Genomic DNA, 17,403 nt, shown 5'->3' with positions numbered 1-17,403 from the left:
TGCCAGTGCCCCCCGGGGGAGGGCCGGTCAGGCGACCATCATCTCCTTCGTCGCCGTCAGGCTGACATCGGGATAGTCGCGCTCAACGCGGTCGATGTCCCATTGCAGGCGGGTGAGATAGACGAGGTCGCCGTCGTTGTCCCGCGCCATGTGCTGCTTGTTGGCCTCGGCGAAGGCCTCGACCTTGGCACGGGGGCCCGCAACCCAGCGGGCCGAGATGAACTGGGAATTCTCGAAGCGGACGGGGAGGCCGTATTCCTCTTCAATGCGGCGACCCAGAACTTCGAATTGCAGCTGCCCGACGACGCCGACGATAAAGCCCGAGCCGATCTGCGGCTTGAAGACCTTCGCCGCGCCTTCTTCCGCGAACTGCATCAGCGCCTTCTCGAGGTGCTTGGCCTTCATCGGGTCGCCGGCGCGCACGTTCTGCAGCAGCTCCGGCGCGAAGCTGGGGATGCCGGTGACGCGCAGCGCCTCGCCCTCGGTCAGCGTGTCGCCGATGCGCAGCTGGCCGTGGTTGGGGATGCCGATGATGTCGCCGGCCCAGGCCTCTTCGGCCAGCTCGCGGTCGGCGGCGAGGAAGAGCACGGGGTTGGAGACGGCCATCGGCTTCTTGGAGCGCACGTGAAGCAGCTTCATCCCGCGCTCGAAATGGCCGGAGGCGAGGCGGACGAAGGCGACGCGGTCGCGGTGCTTGGGATCCATGTTCGCCTGCACCTTGAAGACGAAGCCGGCGACCTTGCTCTCTTCCGGCGAAATCTGGCGGGGCGTGGCGGGGGTCGGCTGCGGCTCCGGCCCGTAGTTGCCGATGCCGTCCATCAGCTCCTTCACCCCGAAGGAGTTGATGGCGCTGCCGAACCAGATCGGCGTCATCGTGCCCTGCAGGACGGCCGTCATGTCGAGCTTGGGCAGCAGCTCGCGCGCCATCTCGACCTCCTCGCGCAGCTTCTCCAGCAGATGCGCGGGGACGTGCTTCTCGATCTCCGGATCATCCAGCCCGTTGATCTCGATGGAGGCGGCGCGGCGGTTGCGGTCTGCCCTGTCCATCAGCTCCAGCCGGTCGCGGAGCAGGTCGTAGCAGCCGATGAAATCGCGGCCGACGCCGATGGGCCAGCTCGCCGGGGTCACGTCGATGGCGAGGTTCTCCTGGATCTCGTCGACGATCTCGAAGGTGTCGCGGCTCTCGCGGTCCATCTTGTTGCAGAAGGTCAGGATCGGCAGGTCTCGCAGGCGGCAGACCTCGAAGAGCTTGCGGGTCTGGCTTTCCACCCCCTTGGCCCCGTCGATGACCATCACCGCGGCGTCCACCGCGGTCAGCGTGCGATAGGTATCCTCCGAGAAGTCGGAGTGGCCGGGCGTGTCGACGAGGTTGAAGCGGAAGTCGCGCCCGCCGCTGACATAGTCGAACGACATGGCCGAGGCGGAGACGGAGATGCCGCGCTCCTTCTCCATGCTCATGAAGTCAGAGCGCGTGCGCCGCGCCTCGCCCTTGGCGCGCACCTGGCCCGCCATCTGAATGGCACCGCCGAAAAGCAGGAACTTCTCGGTCAGCGTCGTCTTGCCGGCGTCGGGATGCGAGATGATCGCAAAGGTCCGGCGGCGGGCGATCTGGGGGGGCAGGTCGGGGCGGTTGGTCTGGCTCATGCGCAGCACATAAAAGGGCCGGGCGCGGGGCGCAATCTCGCCCGAGCGGAGCCGGTGATCGTGATGCGCGCGACACGGTCTACGGGGATGAATCTGGGCGGCGAAATATCTGGTGTGGCAGGCCCTGCCGGCCGCTATTGGCGCGCGATGCGGCAGGTGTCCGCTTCAATGGAGTACGATAATGATTCGCCCGGGTTTCCTTGCCCTTCTGGCTCTTTCACTTGGCGCGTGCAGCAGTGGCAGCACTCCCGCCGAGGCGCCTGCGCCGACGCCCGATCAGGCCTTCGATGCGGCCGTTCTTAGCGCCGCCGACATGAATGCGGCCCTGCCGTTGCCGACCACCTTCCCCAACCTGCCGGCCAGTGGCTCCGCCGTCTTCGAGGGCCCGGCGCTGGTCACGTTGACGGATGGCAACCGCGAGCCGGCCTTCGCCGGTTCGGCCGAGCTCCGCGCCGATTTCGGCCAGGGCACGCTGAGCGGCGTGATGACCGACTTCCTTTACGCCGCGCAGACGGACGAGACCGGCGCGGCCGGCCCCGTCCGCTCCGCCGCGGGCAACCTCACCATCAGTCCCGGCGCCATCGTGCCGTTTAGCCAGGGGCAGGGCGAGGCGCGCGGCCTGCGCACCGAGAACCTCGTGACCGGGGTGCTGGTCGCGGATGGCCAGAACTATCGCTTCGGGCAGAACGTCGAAGGCGTGCTCTACGGCAACCCGGACCCGCGAGCCGTCGTCATGGCCGGCGATGGCACGGTCGGCATCGGTACGCGCGACGTGCCCGCCTCGATCCTGATCGTGGCGGACTGAAGGGGCGGCCGTCTTGGCCGCCGGCAAGCAAAGGCGACTGCGGCTCAAGGGCCGCGGTCGGGCGCCCGCATGGCGTGCGGGCGTTGAAGAGAGCGAGCCCATCGGACATCATAAAATCAGAGAGGCCGCCGCCCGGTGAGTCTCCGGACGTCGCCCCACACGAGCAGAAGGCCGAATGGCCGTGGAGAGCCGAACATGAATTTGAAACAAAGCATTTGCGCGCTGGCATTGACGGGGGCCCTGGCGGCCTGCAGCTCCGGCTCGGATTCCGATGACGGGGGGGCGAGCTACAGCTCTTACGAGGTGCGCGGCACCGAGCTGGTCGACACCTGGGAAGACACCCCCGCCGTCGCCCCCGAGGATCTGCCCTATGCCGGCGGCGCCAGCTATGAGGGTGTGCTTTACGGCGACATCACCCGCAACGGCAGCCCGGTGGCGACCATGGCCGGCGGGCTCAATCTCGATGTCGATTTCACCTCCAACATCCACGCGGTCACCGGCACGGTCACCAACGTGGTCGACAGCGGCGATCTGGGGCTGGCGGGCGATCTCGATATCTCCGGAAGCTTCATCGCCCGCAATGCCGACAGAGGCGAGAACGAGAGCTTCGGCGCCACGATCACCGGCGATCTGACCAGCACCAAGCTGGGCGATGTCTCGGTGGCCGGCACGCTGGGCGGCGACTTTCACGGCAACAACCTCGGTGCCGTCATGGGCGATACCGAGGCGACACTCTCGCATGCCTCGGGCTTCTATGAGCTCGATGGCGGCTTCGTGGCAGAGAAGACCGACTGACGCCGGCTAGGCAGGAGGGCAGGGATGAGCGACCGAGTATGGGCCAGGCCGGCGGGCGCGCTCGCCGCCGCCCTGGCCTTAGGGGCCTGCAGCGGGCAGGTGGGCATCGCCACGCAATATGGCGATGACCTGGCCGAGGCCACCGCGCTGATCGACCGGGTGGAGGAGGCAGCGCCCACGGCGCCCTCCGCCATGCCCACCTCGGGCCAGGCCACCTATACCGGCTGGACAGGCATCGGCATCGAGACCGCCCCGCAGGAAACCTACCTGCTCGGCGAGACCGAGCTGACGGCCGATTTCGCCGCCGGCAGCCTCGCGGGCCGGGCCGGCAACTTCCTCGGCCGCGACGCGGAGAACCGCTTCGACACCTACGATGGCGAGATCCTGTTCACCGGCGGCACCATCACCGGCAATCTCGGCGCGGTGGATGCGGATGGCACGCTCACCGGCAACGGCAGCACCATCACCGTCGATGCCGAGATGGACGGCTTCTTCCAGGGCAACCCGCTCTTCGGCATCTACCTTGCCTCCGGCGTCGATTTCACCGGGCCACTGGTGGTCACCGTCGATGGCATCGAGATCGCCGGCGAGATGCGCACCGGGGTGAGCGAGTAGCTCAGCCCCCCGCGGCGCGGCGCAGCAGCTCGACCGCGTCGGGGCTGGAAAGCAGGTTTTCGGCCACGTCGTAGCGCAGGTGGCGCCGGTCGGCATGCGCCTCGTTGGCCTGCATCAGCTCTTCCTGCAGCTCGTCGGGCAGGGCGGCGCGGGTGCGCGGGTCGACCAGCAGGCTCTCGGCGGCGATGCCCTCGGCGAAGATGATCTGATGGCGCTCGAAGAGCAGCTGGAAATACTCCACGAAGCCACCCTCGACCCGCACCACGCTGTCGCCGTTCACCAGATGGCGCGCCTTCACCAGCAGCTCGTGCCGCCCGGCGCCGATATTGTCATGCCGCTGCCAGACGAAGACGCGGTTGTCTGGCGCCAGCACCATGTCGTTCTCGTTGCTGAGCGCGCCCTTGCGAATGAGCACCGGCGCGAAATCGCCCTGCGCCCTGAGCGTGCGCTGGCCCACCCAGATCAGCGGCCGCGCGCCGCTGTCGCGTGTGAGCAGGCGGTCACCGGGCTTCAGCTCTTCGATGGGGCGTTGCTCGCCGGAGGCCATGGTCATGCGGGTGCCGCGGGCGAAGGCGACGCAGGCGACCTCGGCAAAGCGGCGCGTGGCGGCGTGCCGGTCGATGCCGACGAGGCGATATTCCACCTCCGCTACCAGCGGAGCGAGGGGGAGCAGGTAGATCCCCTCCGCCGCGCCGTCATCGACCTCCACCAGGATCAGCGCCTCCAGCGTCTCACCGCCAGAGCCCATGAGCGTGAGGCAGCTGTCGAGATGCACGTCGCGCCCTGGTTGCCCCATGGCGCTGCCGGGCAGGATGCGAAAGGCGGCCTCGCCCCGCTCCAGCGCCAGATCGGCGCGCGTGGCGCCGCGGGCCAGGCGGTAGCTGTCGTCGATCAGCAACTCGTCAGCAAAGCTCACCGGCTCGCCCTCGGCAACGCCGTGGCTGACGGTGAAATCTTCGGCGCGATAGACGGGAAGCTGTTCCTGCATCGGATCCTCCTTGGCCGTTCTAGGAACGCGGCGGCGGGGGGTCAACTTGCCGGGCGCGGCAGGGCATGCGACGAAGATCCCAGCATTGCCAGGGAGACGCAGCATGGATCTTGGGATCAAGGGCAAACGGGCGCTGGTCTGCGCCTCGTCGAAGGGCCTCGGGCGCGGCTGCGCCGAGGCGCTGGCCGCCGCCGGGGTGGATCTCGTGATGAACGCCCGTGGCGCCGAGGCGCTGGAGGCGGCAGCGGCAGCGATCCGCGAGACCTATGGCGTGACCGTGGTGACAGTCGCCGCCGATGTCTCCACCGAAGAGGGCCGGGCCGCGCTGCTGGAGGCGGCGGGCGATGTGGACATCCTCGTCAATAATGCCGGCGGCCCGCCCCCGGGCTCGTGGGAGGATTGGGGGCGCGAGGACTTCCTCGCCGCGCTCGATGCCAACATGCTGGCGCCCATCGCTTTGATGCGGGCGCTGTTGCCGCAGATGATGGAGAAGGGCTGGGGCCGGGTCGTCAACATCACCTCGCAATCGGTAAAGGCCCCGATCGCGGCGCTCGGGCTTTCGAACTCCGCCCGCGCCGGTCTGACCGGTTTCGTCGCCGGCACCTCGCGGCAGGTGGCGCCGAAGGGCGTGACGATCAACAACATGTTGCCCGGCATCCATGCGACCGACCGGGCGGTGAGCCTGGATACCGGCGTCAGCAAGGCGCAGGGCATCAGCCTGGAAGAGGCGCGCGAGCAGCGTGAGGCGACGATTCCCGCACGGCGCTACGGCACGCCCGAAGAGTTCGGCGCCATGTGCGCGTTCCTCTGCTCGCAGCATGCGGGCTTCATTGTCGGCCAGAACATCCTGCTTGATGGCGGGGCGATCAACGCCACGCTGTAAGTTTGCTTTACCGGTGGGCGGCGGCCAAGCCGGGTGCGCGACCCAGGGCGCTGCCGGGCTGAACTTGCCGGGCGAAGGCGGCGCTGCTATCGGGGCGGAGCCTGACAAAAAGAGTGTGCCTTGCAGACGCCCCGCCTCGAAATCCGCCATCTGACGCGTAGCTTCGGCGGCCGGCGGGTGGTGGACGATGTGTCGCTCTCGATCCTGCCGGGCCAGGTGACCTGCCTGCTCGGCCCCTCCGGCTGCGGCAAGTCCACCACCTTGCGCCTGATCGCCGGGGTCGACCGGCAGGATGCCGGCGAGATCCTCGCCGACGGCGTGGTCATGGCCGGCCCTGGCCAGATGGTGCCGCCCGAGGGGCGGGGCATTGGTCTCATGTTTCAGGATTTCGCGCTCTTCCCGCATCTGACCATCGCCGGCAACGTCGCCTTCGGCCTCTCCGGCCAGCCGCGCGCCGCCGCCGCCGCGCGGGTCAGCGAATTGCTGGAGCGTGTCGGCATGGCCGGTCGCGAAGGCAGCTACCCGCATGAGCTGTCGGGCGGCGAGCAGCAGCGCGTGGCCCTGGCCCGCGCCCTGGCGCCGCGCCCGCGCATCATGCTGATGGACGAGCCCTTCTCCGGCCTCGACAACCGCCTGCGCGACGGCATCCGCGACGAAACGCTGGAGCTGCTGAAGGCCGAGAACACTGCCGTGCTGCTGGTGACGCATGAGCCCGAAGAGGCCATGCGCATGGCCGACGAGATCGCGCTGATGCGGGCGGGCCGGATCGTGCAGGCGGGCTCGCCCTACAATATCTACAATTCTCCGGCCGACCGTGAGGCGGCGGGCTTCTTCTCCGACATAAACGTCATCCGCGGCCGCGTGCAGGGGGCGCTCACACAGACGGCCTTCGGGCAATTCCTCGCCCCCGGCATCCCCGACGGGCGCGAGGTGGATATCGTCATCCGCCCGCATCACCTGAAGATCGACTTCGACCGCGCCGGCCGCGGCCCCAACCCCACTCCGGGCGAAGGCACCCCGGCGCGCGGCATTGTCGAGCGCGCGCGCTACCTCGGCAGCGAGAGCCTGGTGGAGTTCCGCATGGAGTTCGACGGATCGCTCCTGCGCGCCGCCATCCCCTCGGTCTTCCTGCCGAAGCCCGGCACGCCGCTCTGGCTGATGATCCGCCGCGACCGTTGCTTCGTCTTCCCGGTCAATTGAGCGCCTGTGGCGCATTCCTTTAGTTGCGTTGGGGGCTGTCTGCCCCCAAAACCCCCGAGGATTTTTCAGGAGCAAAGACAGGAAAGGCGGTGCGCCATCTTGCGCTCGCTTTTCTTGAAATATCCCGGGGGTGAATTCGCCAAAGGCGAAGAGGGGGCTGGCCCCCTCTAGCTCAGCGTCACACCCTTGCGCCCGGCCAGATCGGTGAAGAACTGCCAGGCGACCCGCCCAGAGCGGGCGCCGCGCGTGGCCTGCCACTCGACAGCCTCGGCGCGCAGCTCGTCTTCGCCGATATCGACACCATAGGCGGCGCAATAGCCGGTGATGATAGCGAGGAACGTTTCCTGATCGGTCGGGTGGAAGCCGAGCCAGAGGCCGAAGCGGTCTGAGAGCGAGACCTTCTCCTCCACCGCCTCGGCGGGGTTGATGGCCGTCGAGCGCTCGTTCTCGATCATGTCGCGCGGCATCAGGTGGCGGCGGTTAGAGGTGGCGTAGAGGACCACGTTCTCTGGCCTGCCCTCGATGCCGCCGTCGAGCACGGCTTTCAGAGATTTGTAATGCGCATCGTCCTGGCTGAAGGAGAGATCGTCGCAGAACAGGATGAAGCGCTCGGGCGCGCGGCGCAGATGGGTGAGCAGGCGGCCGATGCTGGGCAGATCCTCGCGCTGGATCTCGACCAGCTTCAGGCGGGGGAACTCGGCCTCCAGCGCGCCATGCACCGCCTTGACGAGGCTCGACTTGCCCATGCCGCGGGCACCCCAGAGCAGGGCGTTGTTGGCGGGCAGGCCATTGGCGAACTGGCGGGTGTTGGCCAGCAGCGTGTCGCGCGCCCGGTCGATGCCCTGCAGCAGCTCCAGAGGGATGCGGTTGATCTCTTTCACCGGCAGCAGCGCTTCAGGCGTGGCGCGCCAGACGAAGCCGGCGGCAGCGGTGAAGATCGGGTCGGCCGCGGGGGGCGGGGCGAGGCGCTCCAGCGCCTCGGCGATCCGCGTCAGGGGCTCGTCGCTCACGCTTTGCCGTCCTCGCCTTCGGCTTCGTCGTCTTCGGTCGGGTCGTCGAACAGGCTCTCGCCGTCGCCGATCACGCCTTCGGCGCGGGCCTCTTCGTCTTTCTTCTTCTCGACACGGGCGACGAGGAAGATGGAGATCTCGTAGAGGCCGTAGACGACGGTGAATAGGATGATCTGCGTCACCACATCGGGCGGGGTCACCAACGCGGCGACCAGCAGGATGCCGACGACGGCATATTTGCGCGTGCTGCGCAGCCCGCGGGAGGAGGCGAGGCCGGCCTTGCCCATCAGCGTCAGCAGCACCGGCAGCTGGAAGCAGAGGCCGAATGCCACGATCATCTTCAGCGTGATGTCGAGGCTCTCGTTGACCTTGCCCTGGAAGACGATGTCGATGCCGCTGTCACGCACCGTCTCCACCCCGCCGCTGACATAGGCGGCGATGACGGACGGTACGTCGGCGAAGCCGAGGAAGAAGTTCATCGCCAGCGGCACGACCACATATTGCGCGAAGGCGGCGCCCAGCAGGAACAGCGCGGGCGAGGCGATGAGGAACGGCAGAAAGGCGTTCTTCTCACTGCGATAAAGGCCCGGCGCGACGAAGCGCCAGAGCTGGTAGGCGATCACCGGGAAGCCCAGGGCCAGGCCGCCGACCATGGAGATGCGCACCAGCGTGAAGAAATACTCCTGCGGTGCGGTGTATTGCATGATGGGGTTCTCGTTGCCGAGCTGCCGCATCGTGTGCTCGATCGGCACGAGCAGAAAATCGAGAACCGCCCCCGCGAAGCTGAAGACAACGACCATGCCCACCGCGAAGGCGAGCACGGAATAGATCAGCCGGGTGCGCAGCTCGGCGAGATGCTCGATGAGCGGGGCAGAGCTGTCTTCGATGTCGTCGGCCTGGCTCAAGATGTGCTCCCCGCCTCATGCGGCGTCTCGTCAGGGCCCTCTTCGGGCTCGGGTTCGGCTTTGGCGGGCGGGTTGCCCGCGGTCTGCGCGTATTTCTCGGCGGCGGTGCCGCGGGTATCGGCCACGGGTTTACGGCCGGCCGGGCGGCGGGCCGGCTTGGCGGCTGGCTTGGCCGGGGTCTCGGTTTCCGAAGCCTCGTCTGCCTTGGCGGCGGGCTTGGCGGCCCTGGGCTTGCGGGGCGTCTTCGGCTTGGCGGGCGTCTCGGCGCTGTCCTTGGCGGAGGCCGCCTTGGTGGTGGCCTTCTTCGCCGCCGGCTTTTTGGCAGGCGCCTTCTTGGCTGCGGGCTTCTTTGCAGCCGCCTTTTTCGGGGTGGCCTTCTTGGGCACTTCCGCGTCTTCGGGCTCGACTGGGCGGGCAGGGGCGTCGGCCTCGGGCACGCTGCCCTTGGGGGCGTCGGCTTCTAGCATCGGCTTGGGCGTGTCATCCGGCTCGGGCTCGTCCGCCAGTTCGGCGGCGTCGAGCTCGGCCTGGGCCTCACGCGCCTTGCGCTCTTCGGCCTTCTTGGCTGCTGTCTCGCGGATCTTCTCGGCCTGGGCCTTGCGGTCGGCGCTGAGTTTGGCCGTTTCGCTGCCGGGCTTGAAGGTGCTGCTGATCTTCTTGGAGGTGAACTGCACCGGGCGAGAGGCGGCCTCGATGGTTTTCGAGATGTCCTTCATGCCCGACTCGTCGGCGGCCGCTTCCATCGCGCGCGTAAAGTCGCGCGCCATGGCCCGGGCCTTGCCGGTGACCTGGCCGAGCGTGCGGAACATGCCGGGAAGATCCTTGGGGCCGACGACGATCAGCGCGACCACGCCGATCACCATGAGCTCGGACCAGCCGATATCGAACATAGCGTATCCTGCCGAAGCTGCAGGGGGCGAAGCGCCCCCCCGATTGGGCCCGGTGGCCGGGCCCGGCGGGCCCTCAGGCCTCTTTCTTCTCGCCGTCCGGCGTCACGTCGCGCGCGTCGTCGGATGTGGCCGCATCAAGCTCGGCCTTGCTGTCGTCGACACCGCGCTTGAAGGCGGTGATGCCCTTGCCGACCTCGCCCATGAGCGAGGAAATCTTGCCGCGGCCGAAAAGCACCAGCACCACGACGGCGATGAGCAGAAGGCCCGGAAGGCCGATATTGTTGAGCATGTCGCGTCTCCCTGATCCGGCCGCCACGTCGGCGGCGCGCCGCTCTGTCGAGCCTTGTGTCTATGAGGTGCTTCGCGGTGGTGGAAGGGGGCAGAGGGGCATCGGGGCTGGCCTCTGTCGCTTTTTCTGTCAAAATCCTGTCAGGTGACAGGATAATGGCAGGAGGCGGCACCATGGCACGGCAAGATCGGTTGTTTGCGCTCATGCAGGTGCTGCGCGACGGGCGCGTGCACCGAGCGGAGGATCTGGCCGGGCGGCTGGGGGTGAGCCTGCGCACGATCTACCGCGACATGGATGTGCTGATCGATTCCGGTGTGCCGATCGAGGGGGCGCGCGGGCTGGGCTACCGCGCGACCGACGATATCTCGCTGCCGCCGATGAACCTGACGCTGACCGAGCTGGAGGCGCTGCACCTCGGCCTCGGCGCCGTGGGGGCGGGAGCGGATGCCGAGTTGGCGGCGGCGGCGCGGAGCCTGTCGGCCAAGATCGATTCGCTCTTGCCGGAGGACAGGCAGACGGCGCCGGCGGGCTTCGGCTTCGCCCTCTATCCCTTTGCCGATGCGGGGCGCGCCCATGCCTGGCTGCCGCAGATCCGCGCGGCGCTGCGAGCGCGCCAGAAGCTGCGGCTGGATTGGGAGGGCGAGCAGGGCGAGACGCGGGGCGTGATCCGACCGCTCAAGCTAGACTATTGGGGCAGGGTCTGGGTGCTGACTGGCTGGGCGGAGGAGGCGGGGGCCTTCGTGCAGATCCGCGCGGACCGCATTCTCGATCTCCGCCTGATGCCGCAGCTCTTTGTCGATGAAGAGGGGAAGCGGCTGAGCGATTTCGCCGGGGCGTAGGCGCGGGCGCTTCCGTTGGGATGACCCGCCCCGGAGGGGGCGGGCCGGCTTTCGTCAGTAAGAGGCGAAGGCCGCGGAGAAATCTTCGAAGCGCTGATCGACCTGGCCGTAGACCGTGGAGGGGGTGCCCATGAGGTAGCTCAGGCGCAGGCCGATGCCGTCTTCCGTCCAGCCATCCATGTCGTCGTAGTGCGTGTAGACACCCTCGAGCGAGAGCCCGTTCACCACCTCGTAGTTCACGCCGGCGGAGTAGATCACGTCGTCGAAATCGTCGGCGAGCGCGCCGACACCGGCAAAGACGCCGAACTTGCCGAAGTCGTAGCCGGCCCGCAGCCCGAGGCTCTGGTTGAGGAACTCGTCGTCCACGAGTTCGGTGGTGTAATAGAGGTCTGCCGAGAGGGCGTCGCGCTGGTAGCCGACGAGGATGTCGAAGCTGGTGACGGGCGGCAGGGATTTGTCCTCTTCAAAGACATGGCCGATCCGAAAGTCGGAGCGGATGCCGCTCGGCAGGTCCATCGTCCCGTAGAGATTGGCGAAGACACTGTCGTCTGCGCCGTCTTCAAGCGACTGGGCCAGCGCCAGAGCTGCGCCGAAATCCCCGGCCATATACTGGCCGTAGACGCCCGCGGCGTAGGCGCTGTCGGAGACATCGAAGTCGGGGTAGGAGATGAAGGCGTTCTCGATGAAGGCGCCGGCAAGGATCGACGGTGTGATCCGGTAGGCGGCGAGGGCGCGGGCGACGCCGCCCATGGAATCCTCATCGCCGATGGCATCCACGTCGAAGCCGAGCAGGACGTTGCCGAAACTCGTCTCAAGCGCGCCGTCGAGCGCGCGGTAGGTATAGTCACCGTAGTCGCTGTCGAACTGGGCCAGGCCGAAGTCGAGCGAGACATAGCTGTCGCCGAGCGACATCTGCGCCTGCGCGGCAGCGGGGGCGGCGACGAGCGCAGCGGCAACGAGCTTGGGGAAGTGACGCATTTAAAGACCTCTTTAGATTTGCCGACTCTTTGAGGCGATAAGCGCCCAAAGAAAACGCGGCGCAATGGAGGTTGCGCCGCGCCGATCAGTGCGATTTTTTTGCCGTTGCCAGACAGTTACACCTCAGGCGTATCGCCCTCAGACGCATCCGGAACCTCGGGCTCTTCGCTCTCGGCGATCCAGGCGACGCTGGCCACCTCCTCGCCCTTGCCGGTGTTGAACACCTTCACGCCGCCGGCGGAGCGGGAGCGGAAGGAGATGCCTTCCACCGGCACGCGGATCGACTGGCCGGCGGAGGTGACCAGCATGATCTGGTCGCCCATCTCCACCGGGAAGGTGGAGACGATGGGCCCGCCGCGCATCGCCTTGTCCATCGCCATCACGCCCTGGCCGCCACGCCCGCGCACTGGGTAGTCGTGGCTGGAGGAGAGCTTGCCGGAGCCGCCACGGGTGATCGTGAGGATCAGGTGCTCGGCGGCCGACATCTCGGCATAGCGCTCGGGGGAGATGGCGCCGGCGGGGGCGTCGTCCTCGTCGCTCTCCGGCTCCTCCGTGACGCCGGCCACGGCACGGCGCATCTTGAGGTAGGCGGCCCGCTCCTGCGGATCGGCCTCGAAGTGGCGGATGATCGACATGGAGACGACGCGGTCGCCGTTGTGCAGGCGGATGCCGCGCACCCCGGTGGAGGAGCGGCCGGCGAAGACACGCACCTCGGTCACCTGGAAGCGGATGGCACGGCCGGAGTCCGTCACCAGCATCACGTCGTCCTCGGGCGAGCAGATGCGCGCCCCGATGAGGGAGACGGAGCCGTCGTCGGGAAGCTTCATCGCGATCTTGCCGTTGCGCATGACGTTGGTGAAGTCGGAGAGGCGGTTGCGCCGCACGTCGCCCGCGGAGGTCGCGAAGACGATGTTGAGCGCGTCCCATTCCTCCTCCGGCCGGTCCACGGGCATGATCGCCGCGATGGAGACGCCGGTGGGGATGGGCAGGATGTTGACCACCGCCTTGCCGCGCGAGGTGCGCGCACCGGCGGGCAGGCGCCAGCACTTCAGCTTGTAGACCATGCCGTCGGTCGTGAAGAACAGGAGCTGATCGTGCGTGTTGGCGACGAAGAGCGAGGTCACTACGTCCTCTTCCTTCAGCCCGCCGCCGCTCAGGCCCTTGCCGCCGCGCCGCTGCGCGCGGAAGTCGGCCAGCGGGGTGCGCTTGATGTAGCCGCCCTGCGTGACGGTGACGACCATGTCTTCCTGCTCGATGAGGTCTTCATCATCGAGGTCGCCCGCCCAATCGGTGATCTCGGTGCGGCGGGGCACGGCGAAGAGATCTTTGACCTCTTCCAGCTCGGCGCGGATGATGCCGATGATGCGATTGCGCGAGCGCAGGATATCGAGGCAGTCCTTGATCTTGGCCGCCAGCTCTTCCAGCTCGTCCGTCACCTCTTTCACGCCGATCTGCGTGAGGCGCTGCAGGCGCAGCTCAAGGATGGCGCGGGCCTGCGCCTCGGAGAGGTTGTAGGTGCCGTCCTCGTTCATCGTATGCGTCGGGTCGTCGATCAGGCGGATGTAATCGGCGATCTCGGCGGCCGGCCAGCGGCGGGTCATCAGCGCCTCGCGCGCCTCGGCCGCATCGGCCGACCGGCGGATCGTGGCGACGACCTCGTCTACATTGGTGACGGCCACGGCGAGGCCGCAGAGGATATGCGCGCGCTCGCGGGCCTTGCGCAGCTCGAAGGCGGTGCGGCGAGCGACGACATCTTCGCGGAAGTCGAGGAAATGGGTGAGGAAGGCGCGCAGCGTGAGCGTTTCGGGCTTGCCGCCGTTCAGCGCCAGCATGTTGCAGCCGAAGGACGTCTGCATCGGCGTGAAGCGGAAGAGGTTGTTGAGCACGACCTCGGCGGTCGCATCACGCTTCAGCTCAACGACGACGCGCACGCCTTCGCGGTCGCTCTCGTCCTGCACATGGGCGATGCCCTCGATGCGCTTGTCGCGGGCCGCCTCGGCGATGCGGTCGATCATCGCCGCCTTGTTCACCTGGTAGGGAATTTCCTTGATGACGATCGCGTAGCGGTCGCGGCGGATCTCCTCCACCTCTGTCCGGGCGCGGATCACGACCGAGCCACGGCCTTCCAGATAGGCCTTGCGCGCGCCAGAGCGCCCGAGGATCAGACCGCCGGTCGGGAAGTCGGGGCCGGGCACGTAGTCGATCAGCTCGTCGGAGGTGAGATCGGGGTTATCCAGCAGCGCGAGGCAGGCATCGATCACCTCACCAAGGTTATGCGGCGGGATGTTCGTGGCCATGCCGACGGCGATGCCGCCCGCGCCATTGACCAGCATGTTGGGAAAGCGCGCCGGCAGAACCGTGGGCTCGCGGTCCTTGCCGTCGTAATTGTCCTGAAAGTCGACCGTGTCCTTCTCGATATCGGCGAGCAGGTAGGTGGCCGGCTTGTCCATCCGCACTTCGGTGTAGCGCATGGCGGCGGGCTTATCGCCGTCCATCGAGCCGAAGTTGCCCTGACCGTCGAGCAGGGGCAGCGACATCGAGAAATCCTGCGCCATCCGGGCGAGGGCGTCGTAGATCGCGCCGTCGCCATGCGGGTGGTAGCGGCCCATCGTGTCGCCGACGGGGCGGGCGGACTTGCGGTAGGACTTGTCGGGCGTGTTGCCCGTCTCGTGCATCGAGAACAGGATGCGCCGGTGCACCGGCTTCAAGCCGTCGCGCAGGTCGGGGATGGCCCGGGAGACGATCACGCTCATCGCGTAATCGAGATACGACGTCTTCAGCTCCTGGCTGATCGAGATGGTCGGCCCGTCATAGCTGCTGCGCGGCTTGCCGCTTTCGTCATCATCTTCCGGGGGGAGGTCGGGCGTATCGCTCACGGTTCGGCCTGCTTGTCACTGCGCCATATCTTGTTGGCGCGAGTTATATCACCCGCGATCCCTAGGTTACAATGCCGGCCCGGCCAGCGGTTTGGCAGCCGCCTTATGGGTCTGACAACACCCTGTTTTTGTTGACTTTAAATGCACTTCTCGGGAGCATTTTCTGACAGGCAAGCCGAGCGGAGCAAACACATGGCAGAATCGCCCCTGTCCGACACTGAGTTGATGCTGAAGGGTTACGGGTTGACCACCGCCGAGCTCTTCTACCGGATGCCGGATTATCGCAACGTTCTCAACAGCTTCATCTGGCAGGATTACGATCTTGCGCCCGACCACCCCCGGCTCTTCAAGCTTATCGAGCGCTGGCAGGATGAGATTGAGGGCCCGCTGCATTCAGTGCGGTTCACGCATCGCAAGCAGGTGGCCCCCGGCCAGTGGCGCAATATCGTGGGCGAATTCACCTATCACTAGGCGGCAGCCTCAGACCTTCCGGCGCGCTGCCATCACCCAGATGACCATCAGGATCAGCGAGAAGATCGTGTTCCAGCTCGCCATCGACAGGCCGGCGAAGGCCCAGGAGACCTGGTCGCAGAGCACGATGCCGGGGCCGTCCATCGACAGAAGATCGGAGCCGCCGAGATCGGAAAGCGAGGTGCCGGTCGAGGTGCAGGAGGTCGGCCCTTCCCACCAGCCGCGCTCGACGCCCGTGTGGAAGAAGCCGATGCCCGCCGTCGTCAGCGCCGCCAGCGCGCCGATCCACGGCCAGACGCGGGTGGGGATGATGAGCATCAGCACGCCCATGGCGATGGCCACGGCATGCGGCCAGCGCTGCCAGAGGCACATCTTGCAGGGCAGGTAGCCCAGCGTCTGGAACAGATAGGCCCCGGCCAGCAGCAGAAGAGAGCCTGTGGCGGCGACGAGGGAGAGCTGGATGCGAGTCATAGATATTTCACCAGATAGAAGCCGCCCACGAGGAGCACGCAGAATACCACGAAGACGAGCGCCAGACGCTTCTCGATGAAGTCGCGGATCGGCTCGCCAAAGCGCCAGAGCAGCGCCGCCACGATGAAGAACCGCAGTGCGCGCGCCACGATGGCGGAAAGAATGAAGATCGGCACCGACAGCGCGGTCGCGCCCGAGGCAATGGTGATCACCTTGAAGGGGAAGGGCGTGACCCCCGCGATCAGCACCGCCCAGGCGCCCCATTCGTTGTAGCGCAGGGCGAATTCCTCGAAGGCGGCGTCCTTGCCGTACATCTCAAGGATCGGCCGGCCGACCTGCTCGAACAGGCCCCAGCCGATGTAATAGCCCAGCAAGGCGCCCACCACCGAGGCGACCGTCGCGATCATCGCATAGGCGAAGGCGCGGCCCGGGCGGGCGATGATCATGGGGATCAGCAGAACGTCGGGCGGGATGGGGAAGAAGGAGCTTTCGGCGAAGGCCACCGCGGCGAGTGCCCAGGTGGCATGACGATGCGCCGCAAGCGACAGAGTCCAATCGTAAATCCGCCGGATCACCGCACTGTCCCCAAAACCCCGTGGGCCCCCTTAGGGCATGGCCGGGAACGATGGTCAATGATCCGGCGTTCACGACGGGCAGACAACTGGTGATCACGTCCGCGTGCGCGCCATTATCGGGAGACAGCACGATGAAGTGGCAGGGCAGGCGGCAAAGCAGGCATGTGGAAGACCGGCGCGGGCGCGGCGGCGGCACTGCGATGCGCGTGGGCGGCGCAGGCGGTTTGGGCCTTCTGGCCATCGTCGTGATCGGCTGGTTCTTCGGCATCGACCTGACGCCGCTGCTACAGGGCGGCGGCGGGGGCTACACCACCGACACCAGCTACCAGGGCGACCCGCAGCTCAGCCAGGCCGACGAGCAGGCGGGCGAATTCGCCGCCGTGACGCTGGCAGACACCGAGGAGGTCTGGGCCGGCATCTTCCAGAGCGAGCTGGGCGAGACCTATCAGCCCGCCACCATGGTGCTCTTCTCCGGCGCCACGCAATCGGCCTGCGGCGGGGCGAGCGCCGCGACCGGGCCGTTCTATTGCCCGGTCGACGAGAAGATCTTTCTCGACACCGACTTCTTCGTCACCCTCAACCGGCAGCTCGGCGCCGGCGGCGATTTCGCCGCGGCCTATGTGATCGCCCATGAGGTCGCTCACCACGTGCAGGACGAGCTCGGTATCCTCAGCGAGGCCAACGCCCTGCAGAACCGCGTCAGCCAGGCCGATGCCAATGCCATCTCGGTGCGCATCGAGCTGCAGGCCGACTGCTATTCCGGCATCTGGGCACGTGCGGCGGAAAGCCAGCTCGGCACGCTTGAGCCGGGCGACGTGGCCGAGGCGATGAACGCCGCCGCCCGCATCGGCGACGACACGCTCCAGCGACAGCAGGGCGGCCGGGTGCGGCCCGAGACCTTCACCCACGGCACCTCCGAGCAGCGGCAGCGCTGGTTCGAGACGGGCTATCAGACCGGCGATCTGGTTGCCTGCGACACGTTCGGCACCGACAGCCTTTGATCCGCAGCCAATTGACGAAGGCGCCGCCGCCCGGCTAGGTGGCGGCGCATCTTTTTGCGCCCCGGCCGGTGTGGCGGAATGGTAGACGCAGCGGATTCAAAATCCGCCGATGGCAACATCATGTCGGTTCGAGTCCGACCACCGGTACCAGCCTCTCTTTGCACTTCG

At 67.3% G+C, this 17,403-nt stretch carries 18 protein-coding genes and 1 tRNA gene; 9 read left to right on the top strand and 10 right to left on the bottom strand.

Annotated features, from left to right (window positions below; translation table 11 throughout):
* Positions 1 to 27 precede the first annotated feature (27 nt).
* Positions 28 to 1,644: a peptide chain release factor 3 gene (locus ACXN5S_RS05995; RefSeq protein WP_458604495.1), complete on the bottom strand. Its 1,617-nt coding sequence runs from the start codon at positions 1,642 to 1,644 to the stop codon at positions 28 to 30.
* 181 nt (positions 1,645 to 1,825) lie between these two features.
* Between ACXN5S_RS05995 and ACXN5S_RS05990 the strand changes: the two genes are divergently transcribed.
* The 3 genes from ACXN5S_RS05990 to ACXN5S_RS05980 all read left to right on the top strand — a co-directional run bounded on the left by ACXN5S_RS05990 (position 1,826) and on the right by ACXN5S_RS05980 (position 3,859).
* Entirely contained in the window at positions 1,826 to 2,449 is a 624-nt protein-coding gene (locus ACXN5S_RS05990) for a hypothetical protein (RefSeq protein ID WP_458604494.1), read from the top strand.
* A gap of 195 nt (positions 2,450 to 2,644) precedes the next feature.
* Positions 2,645 to 3,244: a hypothetical protein gene (locus ACXN5S_RS05985; RefSeq protein ID WP_458604493.1), complete on the top strand. Its 600-nt coding sequence runs from the start codon at positions 2,645 to 2,647 to the stop codon at positions 3,242 to 3,244.
* Positions 3,245 to 3,268: 24 nt separating this feature from the next.
* A complete protein-coding gene (locus ACXN5S_RS05980; RefSeq protein WP_458604492.1) occupies positions 3,269 to 3,859 on the top strand; it encodes a HupA family protein in 591 nt (196 codons plus the stop codon).
* Between the two features lies 1 nt (position 3,860).
* Here the strand turns inward: ACXN5S_RS05980 and ACXN5S_RS05975 are convergent, their stop codons facing one another.
* The gene (locus ACXN5S_RS05975; protein ID WP_458604491.1) at positions 3,861 to 4,847 is read right to left on the bottom strand and encodes a Hint domain-containing protein; all 987 of its coding nucleotides are present in this window, start codon (positions 4,845 to 4,847) and stop codon (positions 3,861 to 3,863) included.
* Between the two features lie 103 nt (positions 4,848 to 4,950).
* Here ACXN5S_RS05975 and ACXN5S_RS05970 point away from each other — a divergent pair, with 103 nt between their 5' ends.
* On the top strand, positions 4,951 to 5,730 hold the full coding sequence (locus ACXN5S_RS05970; RefSeq protein WP_458604490.1) for an SDR family oxidoreductase: 780 nt from the start codon (positions 4,951 to 4,953) through the stop codon (positions 5,728 to 5,730).
* Positions 5,731 to 5,850: 120 nt separating this feature from the next.
* Positions 5,851 to 6,930: an ABC transporter ATP-binding protein gene (locus ACXN5S_RS05965; RefSeq protein ID WP_458604489.1), complete on the top strand. Its 1,080-nt coding sequence runs from the start codon at positions 5,851 to 5,853 to the stop codon at positions 6,928 to 6,930.
* A 167-nt stretch (positions 6,931 to 7,097) separates the two neighbouring features.
* Here ACXN5S_RS05965 and ACXN5S_RS05960 read toward each other — a convergent pair whose 3' ends face one another.
* From ACXN5S_RS05960 to ACXN5S_RS05945, 4 genes are all read right to left on the bottom strand, one after another.
* A complete protein-coding gene (locus ACXN5S_RS05960) occupies positions 7,098 to 7,940 on the bottom strand; it encodes an ATP-binding protein (protein WP_458604488.1) in 843 nt (280 codons plus the stop codon).
* Complete coding sequence (gene tatC, locus ACXN5S_RS05955; protein ID WP_458604487.1) at positions 7,937 to 8,845, bottom strand: twin-arginine translocase subunit TatC; 909 nt, start codon at positions 8,843 to 8,845, stop codon at positions 7,937 to 7,939. Before tatC ends, ACXN5S_RS05960 begins: the two co-directional genes overlap by 4 nt.
* Positions 8,842 to 9,735 carry a Sec-independent protein translocase protein TatB gene (gene tatB / locus ACXN5S_RS05950; protein WP_458604486.1) on the bottom strand — a complete coding sequence of 298 codons (894 nt, stop codon included), beginning with the start codon at positions 9,733 to 9,735 and terminating at the stop codon, positions 8,842 to 8,844. The genes tatC and tatB overlap by 4 nt, the downstream gene beginning before the upstream one ends.
* 73 nt (positions 9,736 to 9,808) lie before the next feature.
* Complete coding sequence (locus ACXN5S_RS05945) at positions 9,809 to 10,024, bottom strand: twin-arginine translocase TatA/TatE family subunit (RefSeq protein ID WP_458604485.1); 216 nt, start codon at positions 10,022 to 10,024, stop codon at positions 9,809 to 9,811.
* A gap of 173 nt (positions 10,025 to 10,197) precedes the next feature.
* On the opposite strand from ACXN5S_RS05945, the gene ACXN5S_RS05940 reads away from it, so the two are divergent.
* Complete coding sequence (locus tag ACXN5S_RS05940) at positions 10,198 to 10,863, top strand: helix-turn-helix transcriptional regulator (RefSeq protein WP_458604484.1); 666 nt, start codon at positions 10,198 to 10,200, stop codon at positions 10,861 to 10,863.
* Between the two features lie 54 nt (positions 10,864 to 10,917).
* Here the strand turns inward: ACXN5S_RS05940 and ACXN5S_RS05935 are convergent, their stop codons facing one another.
* Together ACXN5S_RS05935 and gyrA are read right to left on the bottom strand one after the other, a co-directional pair.
* Positions 10,918 to 11,841, bottom strand: coding sequence for a hypothetical protein (locus ACXN5S_RS05935; protein ID WP_458604483.1), 924 nt, complete (start codon positions 11,839 to 11,841; stop codon positions 10,918 to 10,920).
* A gap of 116 nt (positions 11,842 to 11,957) precedes the next feature.
* Positions 11,958 to 14,717, bottom strand: a complete 2,760-nt coding sequence (gene gyrA, locus ACXN5S_RS05930) for a DNA gyrase subunit A (RefSeq protein ID WP_458604482.1) — start codon at positions 14,715 to 14,717, stop codon at positions 11,958 to 11,960.
* Between the two features lie 192 nt (positions 14,718 to 14,909).
* Between gyrA and ACXN5S_RS05925 the strand changes: the two genes are divergently transcribed.
* Positions 14,910 to 15,188, top strand: a complete 279-nt coding sequence (locus ACXN5S_RS05925) for an usg protein (protein WP_458604481.1) — start codon at positions 14,910 to 14,912, stop codon at positions 15,186 to 15,188.
* Between the two features lie 9 nt (positions 15,189 to 15,197).
* Here the strand turns inward: ACXN5S_RS05925 and ACXN5S_RS05920 are convergent, their stop codons facing one another.
* Both ACXN5S_RS05920 and ACXN5S_RS05915 read right to left on the bottom strand, forming a co-directional pair.
* Complete coding sequence (locus ACXN5S_RS05920; RefSeq protein ID WP_458604480.1) at positions 15,198 to 15,659, bottom strand: disulfide bond formation protein B; 462 nt, start codon at positions 15,657 to 15,659, stop codon at positions 15,198 to 15,200.
* Positions 15,656 to 16,234, bottom strand: coding sequence for a YqaA family protein (locus ACXN5S_RS05915; RefSeq protein ID WP_458604479.1), 579 nt, complete (start codon positions 16,232 to 16,234; stop codon positions 15,656 to 15,658). Before ACXN5S_RS05915 ends, ACXN5S_RS05920 begins: the two co-directional genes overlap by 4 nt.
* Positions 16,235 to 16,365: 131 nt before the next feature.
* On the opposite strand from ACXN5S_RS05915, the gene ypfJ reads away from it, so the two are divergent.
* Both ypfJ and ACXN5S_RS05905 read left to right on the top strand, forming a co-directional pair.
* Positions 16,366 to 17,235, top strand: coding sequence for a KPN_02809 family neutral zinc metallopeptidase (gene ypfJ, locus ACXN5S_RS05910; RefSeq protein ID WP_458604478.1), 870 nt, complete (start codon positions 16,366 to 16,368; stop codon positions 17,233 to 17,235).
* Positions 17,236 to 17,299: 64 nt separating this feature from the next.
* Positions 17,300 to 17,385, top strand: a tRNA-Leu gene (locus ACXN5S_RS05905).
* Positions 17,386 to 17,403 lie beyond the last annotated feature (18 nt).

The organism is Pseudoroseicyclus sp. H15, assembly GCF_054353345.1.
This window is presented reverse-complemented; position numbering and strand designations above follow the sequence as displayed.